Raw genomic sequence first — 10,448 nt, 5'->3', positions numbered from 1 at the left:
TACCAAAACCTAACAAAAATGTCAATAACTTACACAATGTAAACACTACCTAACGCTTTTGGAACGAGGCATGCCGGGATCGGGCGCATCGGGGCATTCTTTTGCGTGGGCAAATGCCTTTGGGAAAGACCCGCGTGAATATCATACCCTCAATCGGCGTTCCTTGGATATGTGGTATCGGTTGGCACATCAGTTTGAAGTAGATATCGGTGTCCGTTACGGTGGTGAGATGCGGTGGGAAAACAGGCCACACCGTGCGGCGCAGCTCCGTCAGCGTATCCAGCAGATACAGGCATGGGGATATCCGTGTCGCCTCATCACGCGGAACGAGGTGTTAGCACTTGAACCACATCTACAACCCGGTGACGTGTTGGCTGCCTCTTTCTCTGAAGCGGATGTTCATATTGAAACGGATACGTTTATTAGGGTATGTCTCCAGTCCATTTATGAATCGGGGGCAGTTGTGCATTCCGAAACTGAAGTCACAGGCTTTGTCCTTCACAACGGTAGCATTACCGCTGTCAAGACCGTTGATACCGAATTTCCGTGTGATGTCGCTGTTTTGGCAAGCGGTGTTCAGACAACTGCGCTCGGATCTCTGGTGGACGTACATATCCCCCAACAGCGGAGTCCGGGGATCGTCATTAAAACGACACCGTGTGCTGAAGTTTTACACAACGTAGCGATCATTCACGCACCTCCGGTGGATGAAAAGCGGCATCAACACCTCCATCTCCGACAACTCGCTGATGGAAGTCTCAGAATCGGGCAGGGTACCCAAGAAGGTATTAATCGTGATGACTCGCAGCAGCACGCTGATGCGCTCCTTGATCGTGCCAAAATTTATTTTCCGGCGATAGGAGATGCAAAAGCAATTCCGACACCGGTCGGCTATCGTCCGATGCCACTTGATGGGTTTCCTATCCTCGGATTTACGAGAGCCGTTCCAAACCTATATATTGCCCTGATGCACAGCGGGGTGACGTTGGCACCTTTAGTGGGTGAAATGGCGGCTCTGGAAATTATTGATGATGTACAGGTAGAGTGGTTCAAACCGTATCGGCTTGAACGGTTTGGATAGATTGTCTGAACCCGGGATTCTGATCAGGATTTTTGTGGTTCGTTTGATTACCATGATGATGAGATCTCCGATAATTATGGTAAATCTGATAATCTTATAAATCATAGTTCAGGCTTTGATAGCGTTCCGTATACACTTTCACAAGATCTCCCTTCCGAAAACCCGGAACAGCCGTAGCACATTCCTGCGCCAAACGTTCGTAATCAATCTCCATTAAGCGTGTTAAGACGGTAGAATCTTTCGCTTTCAAAAGTATCCACTGCTTATTTCGTTCACATCGTTTTTCGTCTGTTTCTCTACGGGAATAGTCTTGCCAACCTTGACACGGTACAGCAAAGTCGAAGGCGTTTTGAAAAACCTTCAGCGCATCTCGTGTGTTGTTGTACTGCCATATCTGAAAATCTTGATGATAAATCGGCAGACGTTTGTATTGGCGCATGTCATGGTGTGTGCTTGCCAGACGCGTCCATATCTGAAATTCCGTATTTACAGAATAAGATTTACCCGTATTGAGATGAAAAGCATCTCTTGGTAGGGGCAATCTACTGATAAAGCGCATGCTCGGGTTAAGCTGTTTGTGGACGATGAATTTGCGGAAATTGACAGGGACAATAAACGCCACAACGTCTGCCAAAGCGGCGGCGTGGTTAAAGAAGGCTATCGCTAATTTACCGCGTTTGCCAAACGGTGGATTGCCTATTATTGCTGTGTCGCTGGTGTCGAATGGGAAGTTGGTGACTGCAAAAAAGTTTTTGCGTTTCACATCATGGCATTTCGGTAAGAGATCTATGCCGAATCGCCTCTGCTTTGGTAGGAGTTTGTAAAAGGCTCCAGTCCCAGCAGCAGGCTCTACGAAAAAGAGGTCGCCGGGGCTCCGGTTCAGGGTTGAAAGCGTGTCGGTGAAATGCTTCCAACACGCCATAGCGACCTCTGGTTTCGTATAAAACTGGTCGAGTGAATTCTGCAAATTGTTCACCTATTTAGCAAGCCTCTGCCAGTTGGGATAGCACGCCAGAATATATTTAGCGCGGCGTTACTCAAAGGGTAGCAACTTTCCATCTTTGACAATCAAGACCTTCGCGTCGTAAATCGCATCACCATTTGCATCAAACGAGAACTTACCGAAGATTGTATCAAAATCTCTGATATTAGCGAGGGCATCTCGAATTGAAGTCGCATCAGTTGATTGGGCATTCGCGATTGCCGCCGCCAAAATATGGAGCGCGGCATACGATCTCGCGGCGTAGTTATTTGGTGCCGTGCCGTATATCTCACTGTAATTCTGGATGAAGGCTTGATTTCCGGGTGTGTTGATTGAGGTGTTCCAGTTTATAAAAGTTATCGCACCCTCAGCAGCGGGACCTGCGGCTTGTACATCTTCTGCAACCAATGTACGCATTACAAAGGGAACGGATATACCGAGTTCATGCCCCTGCATTAGGATTCCAGGCTTTTCTGGTGATAAGCTTGAAACAAAAATAATATCAGGGTTCAGTGTCTGTATTCGGGTTAATTGTTCACGAAAGTCGGTATCGCCGCCTTGGAAGGTTTCAGTGGTTAGTACTTCAATACCGCGAGCCTTGAGTACTTCCCGGACTGCCGCATCTCCATCCGTAGAGAAAAGATCTATTTCATCATATAACGTAGCAGCGGTTTGATAGTCCAGTTTTGCCTCTGTCACTTCAATACCGGCAGGAATAAGTTTATCCGTGGTAAGTGAGACGCGAAAAACAAAGTCTCCAATCGCGCTGAGACCACGAGCAGAAGAAGTCGAGCTTATTGCCACAACCTGATTCTCTTGGGCAACCGGGAAAGTCATCTCGGTTTGACTGGAGGTAGCAGATCCGAAAATGACAGACACACCTTCTTGATGGATCAGTTTATTGAAAGCCGCAACGGACCCTTCGGGGGTACTCTGATCATCTTCAATGATGAATTTGAGTTTCGCGCCGTTGGATTGTGTGCTATTAATCTCGCTAAGTGCTAATTCAAAGCCTCGCTGCATTGGCACGCCAAATGAGGTATTAAGTCGTCCTGTCAGAGGTAAGACGACTCCAACGGCAATTTCCTGACTGGGTTCTGCCATCTGAGGTGTGGCGGGCTGAACAATTTCGGAGACCCGTTCACAAGAAGATAACCCCACAATCAGCACAGTAATCACGAATAAAGACGTGAGTGTTACAATTTTTCTAATGTTCATAAAATTCCTTTCATTGCATATAACATGTATGCTTTATTTTGTTGATGGCACGTAAAATGCCTATTGCTTTTACTTTTCTTAATTATATCATTTTCGCGTCCAAAATCAAATTAAAATCGATGTGGATCTGTTTCTATGTACTTGATTAATTTTCAGTTGTGCGGTATATTATAGGGAATTCAAGCGTCAGCATCTGAGATGGAGCAGTATGACAACTGAAACAAAATTACCGATCCGCTGGGGAATTCTCAGCACAGCAAATATCGCTACAAAGGTTGCCCGCGCAATTCATCTCGCCCGGAACGCGGATTTAGTTGCAGTCGCAAGTCGGACAGAAGAACGCGCTGCAACATGGGCAAAAGAACACAATGTCCCCACGGCTTACGGCACATACGATGCGCTTCTCGCCGACGAATCACTTGATGCTATCTATATCCCTTTGCCCCCTTCCCTCCACGCTGAATGGACAGTCAAAGCAGCCGAGCACGGCAAGCACGTTCTCTGCGAAAAGCCGCTCGCCGCAAATGCTGACGAAGCCGTAACCATGGCAGATGCTTGTCGCCAAAATGGTGTGCAACTGATGGACGGTGTCATGTGGGTTCACCACGAACGCACTGCAGCGATGAAACAGAAGTTAATAGATGACACCCTCGGACGCCTCCGCCGAGTAACTACCGCATTCACTTTCAATTGGGATACAATCCCTGCTGGCAATATTCGGGCAATGAAAGAATTCGCAGGCGGAAGCCTCGGCGATTTAGGCTATTATTGCGTCCGAGCGATTCTCTGGGCTTATGGAGGTATGCCGACACAGGTCTTCGCAACAGCCCGTTATAAAGTAGGTGTTGATTTCAATCTTGCCGGCATCCTCTGGTTTGACAATGAACGTATTGCCACTTTGGATTGCGGGTTTGATACAGCACTGCGGAAATGGTTCGAGGTTGCTGGCACGCGTGCCTCGATTGTCTGTGATGATTTCACTGTCCCTCTATCTGAAGATTCTGCTCGGTTCTGGGTTCACGGACCGGATGGCAATGAACGAAACACTGTTGAGGGTTGTATTCAGGAGGTCACGATGATTGAAAGATTCTCTCAGATTGTGCAATCTGGAAACCTTGAGACGGAGTGGTCGGATGTAGCAGTGAACACAATGCGCGTCTGTGATGCGCTCCTTGAATCACATCAACATGGGGAAATTATCAGACTCTAAGGAGATTCTCTATGAAAATTACAAACATCGAAACTTTTATTGTGGACGCGGGTTGGCGTCCTTGGACTTTTGTTAAGGTAGAAACCGATGAAGGTATCACCGGCTATGGCGAATGTAGTGATGGTAGAAACCCCAATGGCGTAGTGGGAACTATTAAAGACTTTACCCCCTTGCTCATCGGACGCGATCCACGTCCTTACGAGATGCGGTTTTGGGATATGATTCGCGGCTCTCGGCAAAGTCCCGGCGGCATCGCTGCAAAAGCGATCGCGGGTATTGAGTGTGCACTCGTGGATATTAAGGCGAAAGCGTTGGGAATCTCCGTGGTCGAACTTTTCGGGGGACCGACACGTGATGATGTGCGGGTCTATTGGTCACATTGCGGGAGCTCTCGTGCGCGTAATTACGAACTCATAGGCGTTCCGCCTCTAAAGTCGATGGATGACATCGCAGCGTTAGGTCGTGAGGTGGTCGAAAGAGGATTCACAGCTCTCAAAACTAATGTCATTTTTCCCGGCGACACGGCATCTGTCCATTTTGGCGGCTTCGGCGGCGGACCGGGGACGACTGATGGGAATGTATCATCTCAGGTGCTACGGCATATTGAAACTTTGATCGGCACCTTCAGAGAGGCAGTCGGACCCGATGTCGGTATCAATCTCGATTTGAACTTCAATTTTAAGCCAGAGGCATGCATGCGGATTGCCAAAGTACTTGAACAGTTTGACATGTTGTGGTTGGAGATTGATATGTATGACCACGAGGCTATCCGTCAAATCAAAGATTCCACAACGACAAAAATATGCACTGGCGAAAACCTCTATTACATGCGTGAGTATCTACCTTATTTCGAGTGCCGTGCTGCTGATGTCTTTATGATAGATGTGCCGTGGAATGGATTCGCGCCTTCAAAGAAGATCGGGGACTTAGCAAACGTGTTCCAACTTAACGTTGCACCTCATAATTACTACAGCCACCTCGCCACCCACATGAGTGCGAGTCTCTGTGCTGTCCTGCCTAACGTACGTATTATGGAGATTGATATTGACGATGTTCCGTGGAAGGACGATTTGACGACTCACGTTCCAGACATTACAAATGGCTACATGAAAATACCGACGCGTCCGGGGTGGGGCACTGATCTCAACGAGGAAGTTGCGAAAGCACATCCCTGGCCTGATCGGAGAGGGGAATGGTAAACGGCTGCCGTGAGGTTAGTGTAAAATGGCGACATCATCGGCACTATGGACAGGGTGTGGACTCAAGTTGTAATTGCCATCCAACGAAATATCGTCAACCCTGATGACTTCTCCTGAACTTGCAGACTGGTGCATAGCGAAAAACGTTTGGACGACGTGTAGATTGCTGCGTCCGTGTGTGATAGGCTTCTCTCCATTACGTAGACACTCCAAGAAGTGAGCCATCACATTCCCGAAGGCATCAGGAAACCATGTCCCCTCTATTGACGGTTTGATTTCGCGGACCTCCGGTTCCGTGAGATGGACGGTCATGTCCTCACTGTTCCCGTAAATTGCCCCTTTAGTCCCTTGAATGCGAATTTCCTCGTGTGGGTGTTGCAAGTTGCGTCCGGGGTTGGCGAGGAACGCCCAGTTACACGAAAGCAAGCCTTGAATACCACTTCGACTTGTAAAAAGGGCAACAGACACAGTTTCGCCTGCTTCAATAGACCTGTCGTGTCCATGTGCTTGACAATAAACACTCTCGTATTCGCCGAACCATTTATAGACGAGTCCGATGTGATGCACTTGCATCGCTGGGATCAAATGGCGTTCGGGGAACTCGGTGTAGAATCCATTGCAGGTTATTGAGACATGATAAATCTCGCCGAGGTGTTCAGCGTTGATGTAGGGTTCAATGGCGAGGAAGCCCGGCACGAAGCAGGAATTCTGGTTCACCATAAGCTCCACGTTGTGTCGCTCACAGATCTCCACCATTTCAACGGCTTGCCTCATCGACATTGAGAACGGTTTTTGGCAGAGGATATGTTTACCTGCTTCAGCAGCGGCTTGGACGATAGGGGAACGGATCCACGGCTGTACTGCCATATCAATCACATTGACATTGGGATCAGCAATCAGGTCGGTGATACGGGTATAACGTTTATCAATCTGAAACTGCTCTCCAACCTCGTTAAGACGTGTGATGTCTTTATCGCAGATCGCAGTAACTTGTAGATTTTGACGTTGATAACCGAGTAGGTGCTGTTGTCCGATACCCAGTCCAATTAAACCGATGCCAAGTTCTTGTTTGTCTGTCATTGTGGCGATTATCCTCTAAATCAGACTATGGGATAATTATATGCCCAATCCTTCGTCAATTTCGCGCTGATACGTATTGATGGATTCATTCAGCATCTCGTCCAGTTGAACGATCTGACCGGTTGCGCCAGACTCAAGTATAGCATAGGAGACAGCAACCGAACGGGTGCCTTGATATGCATCAACCTCAACTTCACCATTTCCAGCAATAGCTTCAGCGAAATCTCCATATTCAATAGCGATAATCTTCGCGTCAATTTGCGTAAACGGCAATTCATAGTTCCACAACCGATTGCCACCGAATAGATCTGTTGTAACAGCATCTAAGTGAAAATCCGGAACGAGATCCAAGAGTCTTTCGTCGCTGAGTGGTTCCTGTCCGTCAATGTTAAGGGTGATAAGTCTACCGCTTCGGTCTCCAGGGAGCGTCATAGAGCCTTGGGATCCGTGAATTTGGCGGAGCCAGCCCCCTTGTCCCCATGCGGCGTGCTCCTCAATATATTGCCCGACAACACCACTTTTGAAAGTCAAGGTTGCATACGCTGCGTCTTCTGCAGTTGCTTCAAATTCAGCAGGCATCTCGCGTTGCCATTTCGTATAGACCCCCGATGGGTTAGAACCAGACTCACCGGTCACCGCTGCAGCGTTGTACCGGATGGGTTCGTGGAGCCGTGTTTGTGCGTAGACGGTATCAACTTCACCAAGTAGATACTCAATCATATCGGCGTAGTGAACACCGACATCCAGCAACACGCCGCTCTGATCCTTCTGATGTCGCCAGACGGAGATGGTCATACGGTTTGTGCCGCCGATTGCATGGTGGATGAGAAAGCGCGGCGTGCCGATGACTTCGACATCAAGAAGTGCCTTCGCAAGTCGATTAATTGGGTCGCGCCGATAGTTTTCGGCAACACTGAGGATTGCATCGGATGCGTCAGCGGCACGTCGAATGAGGTTACACGCTCGGACGGTCAGACCCATCGGTTTTTCTACCATGGTATGCCAGCCGCGTTCAAGTGTTTCTATGGCGACAGTATGATGGTACGGCGGCGTAGTCGTCACGTCCACGGCATCTACACCGACTTCAGAAAGTTCTTCCAGGCTCCCGACAACAGCCGGTTTTTGACCGAAACGTTCTTCGGCTTGTGCAGCGAGAGACTCAGCATTAGCGAGGACCGGGTCACACGCGCCGACGAGGTTAAACCGGGTCCATCCGGCACGATGGAGTTCCGCCAATCCGTACATGTGTCGATGTCCCATCCCACCACATCCAACGATTGCCAATCTAATTTTATCCATTTTCTTCCCTCGCAGCAGGAGAGTGCTTCACGGCGCACGCTCTCTAATTATTAAGTACTGCTTCTAACCGTTTGAGATCAACTTCCAATTGTTCAGGATTATCACGGTAAAGTTGGGAACGGGTTATCACTTTTTTTGCGTATCTTTTGCCTCTGCTAATAAGAGTACCGCGCACCCGGACCCTACCAGGTCCAACATTGTAAGCACCAAGTGTCAGCGTTAAATCACCGCTGTATTTCTCTAAAAGTCTCTTGTAATAGGTTAAACCGGCGTGCAGGTTTTTGGTTGGGTTAAAACGTTCATCTATGTTCGCGTTCTGGGTTGGTTTGCGTTTATTGGAGTACTTTGGTACCTTGAGTCCAAGTTCCTGCGCCGTGTGAGGCATCATCTGCATTAAACCGACTGCTCCACTTTTAGACACAGCGAGTGGGTTAAAGTTGGATTCAGCGTAAACGATAGCAAGGAGGAGTTCTACATCAACGTTATATGCTTCTGCAATCTGAACTGCTTTGTATTTTGAGGGGGTTTGTACTGATTGTTGCGTTTGAATTATCTCGTTCGCTGTTTTTGGGTGTATTGGGGTCGTTTCTTCGAGATGAGGCTGCTGTTTTTCTGTCTGAATTTCTGGTTTTTGTGAAATAGGTTGCTGTTCGCCAAAAGACATGCCGAACGAAACGAGGTGTTTATATTCGAGAGCTCCGTGGTTGAGATAGGTGTAATGAAGCTGCTTTCCGAGTTGGTTGAGTGAAAATCCAGCACTCCATGATTGCGCCAGGGCATTAGTGTTAAAGGAGAATGCTGAACCGACTCGAGCGGCGATCGTTCCGTTTCCGATTTCTAGGCTCGTGCCGAAGCCAGGGTCGGTGATGTTTAATCGGTTGTGCCATCGAATGATGGGGTGGGGTGTTAGGGCTGCTCCGAGAGCAAGCTGCTGGTCAAAAGTTTGCAGAATCTGTCCGCTTTCATGTCGGATGGTTACACCGGAAATGTCACGGAATCGCATTCCGACTGTCAGATAAGGATTGAGTTCTGTCATCATACCGATGTCATAATTTTGTGCCCAGCGGCTGCCGTAATAAGGGGCCCGACTGTATCCGGTACTGGCACCGAGTTGGAAGGGTCCCAGTTTTCTTGCATAAGAAAAGAGGGCTTGGTTACTGCCGAGTTCAAAACTGCCGATTGGGTTGGAAGCATGTTCTAACAGAAAGCGGTCGCCGCCATTTAAATCAAGGAAATTTATGCCAAACGTCCCGATTGGGTTGATCGGATATGCGAGGGAGAGTGCGCCTTGTGAGAGATCGTAAATCAGATTGCCCCGTTGAAGTGTGGCGAGTCCTGCGGGGTTCCAAAGGGGGCTTGTCGCGTCATCTACGGTGCTAATAAAAGCTCCACTCAACCCAAGTCCCCGTGTGCCAACCTCAGGTCTCAAATTGAGCGGATCTGAGAGTGTATCTTTTTCATTGGAGAAATACAAGAGTAAGAGAAAAATAGGGACTATGAACAGCCAGCCTCGTTTACTGTATGCTAAGATACTGCGTTGGTTTTTCACTTCTGCCTTTGTACCTAATTTCAAAATGTAAGTGAGGTCCTGTCGAAATCCCTGTATTGCCTGAAAGACCGATTACCTTTCCTTGAGATACCCACTGTCCACTTTTTACTTTAATACGCGATAGATGTCCGTACCACGTTGTAAAATCATCTTCATGCTCTATGCCGACGACCTTCCCATAGCCGCCTTTCCGTCCGGCAAAAATCACTTTACCATCTCTGGATGCATAGACGCGTGTCCCCGTAGCCGCGCGGAAATCTATCCCATTATGCATCTGGTAGCGACCCGTCACAGGATGAGGTCGATAGCCGTATTTTGAGGTCACGACTAATGGAACTCGGAGTGGATTCGCGAAAGTAAAAGAATCCTCACCGTTTGGAATCCGAATTCTTGTGCCAATCTGCAAGTACTGGGAACGCGCAGAAGAAATTCCATTGACCCTTTGCAGATCCTTTAATTCGACGTTATAGCGGCGCGAGATATTCCATAAAGTATCACCTGCTTTAACAAAATACCAAGTGTCCTGAGTGGATGTTCCAGGAATCAGCAATTTTTCCCCGATTTGCAACCGCTTGGTTAACTTAATCCGGTTGGCTTGGGCAATTGACTTAAGAGGTACTTTGTATTTCCGGGAAAGTCCCCACAACGTATCTCCTTTTTGAACCAAATGTTGCTGCCCACCTGCATTTGATTTTGTCCCAGCGAGTGCGACGATAAACAAAACAGTTGTAAAAACGTGAATTAAATTTCTCTTCATTTCATGTGATACCCTAAATGTAAAATAAAGGCATATCCTGTCAGCGTACCAACTAAACTGTTAGCATATTTCC

General features: G+C 48.0%; 9 protein-coding genes. 3 read left to right on the top strand and 6 right to left on the bottom strand.

Annotation, left to right across the window (positions count from 1 at the left end; translation table 11 throughout):
- The first annotated feature begins 58 nt into the window (after positions 1-58).
- Complete coding sequence (locus OXN25_20495) at positions 59-1,081, top strand: FAD-binding oxidoreductase (protein ID MDE0427239.1); 1,023 nt, start codon at positions 59-61, stop codon at positions 1,079-1,081.
- A 94-nt stretch (positions 1,082-1,175) separates the two neighbouring features.
- Here the strand turns inward: OXN25_20495 and OXN25_20490 are convergent, their stop codons facing one another.
- Together OXN25_20490 and OXN25_20485 are read right to left on the bottom strand one after the other, a co-directional pair.
- Positions 1,176-2,048, bottom strand: a complete 873-nt coding sequence (locus OXN25_20490) for a hypothetical protein (GenBank protein MDE0427238.1) — start codon at positions 2,046-2,048, stop codon at positions 1,176-1,178.
- Between the two features lie 66 nt (positions 2,049-2,114).
- The gene (locus tag OXN25_20485; protein ID MDE0427237.1) at positions 2,115-3,281 is read right to left on the bottom strand and encodes an ABC transporter substrate-binding protein; all 1,167 of its coding nucleotides are present in this window, start codon (positions 3,279-3,281) and stop codon (positions 2,115-2,117) included.
- A gap of 208 nt (positions 3,282-3,489) precedes the next feature.
- Between OXN25_20485 and OXN25_20480 the strand changes: the two genes are divergently transcribed.
- Both OXN25_20480 and OXN25_20475 read left to right on the top strand, forming a co-directional pair.
- Entirely contained in the window at positions 3,490-4,491 is a 1,002-nt protein-coding gene (locus OXN25_20480; protein ID MDE0427236.1) for a Gfo/Idh/MocA family oxidoreductase, read from the top strand.
- A gap of 11 nt (positions 4,492-4,502) precedes the next feature.
- Positions 4,503-5,690, top strand: coding sequence for a mandelate racemase/muconate lactonizing enzyme family protein (locus tag OXN25_20475; protein MDE0427235.1), 1,188 nt, complete (start codon positions 4,503-4,505; stop codon positions 5,688-5,690).
- Between the two features lie 15 nt (positions 5,691-5,705).
- Here the strand turns inward: OXN25_20475 and OXN25_20470 are convergent, their stop codons facing one another.
- From OXN25_20470 to OXN25_20455, 4 genes are read right to left on the bottom strand one after another with little or no spacing between them, the layout of a single operon-like run.
- The gene (locus tag OXN25_20470; protein MDE0427234.1) at positions 5,706-6,770 is read right to left on the bottom strand and encodes a Gfo/Idh/MocA family oxidoreductase; all 1,065 of its coding nucleotides are present in this window, start codon (positions 6,768-6,770) and stop codon (positions 5,706-5,708) included.
- A gap of 36 nt (positions 6,771-6,806) precedes the next feature.
- A complete protein-coding gene (locus OXN25_20465; protein MDE0427233.1) occupies positions 6,807-8,069 on the bottom strand; it encodes a Gfo/Idh/MocA family oxidoreductase in 1,263 nt (420 codons plus the stop codon).
- Between the two features lie 43 nt (positions 8,070-8,112).
- A complete protein-coding gene (locus OXN25_20460; GenBank protein ID MDE0427232.1) occupies positions 8,113-9,642 on the bottom strand; it encodes a transglycosylase SLT domain-containing protein in 1,530 nt (509 codons plus the stop codon).
- A complete protein-coding gene (locus OXN25_20455; GenBank protein MDE0427231.1) occupies positions 9,584-10,375 on the bottom strand; it encodes a M23 family metallopeptidase in 792 nt (263 codons plus the stop codon). The genes OXN25_20460 and OXN25_20455 overlap by 59 nt, the downstream gene beginning before the upstream one ends.
- Between the last annotated feature and the right edge of the window lie 73 nt (positions 10,376-10,448).

It is taken from the genome of Candidatus Poribacteria bacterium, from assembly GCA_028820845.1.
Lineage (GTDB): Bacteria > Poribacteria > WGA-4E > WGA-4E > WGA-3G > WGA-3G.
Note: the sequence above shows the minus strand (reverse complement) of the source record. Positions and strands in the feature narration are given on the sequence as shown.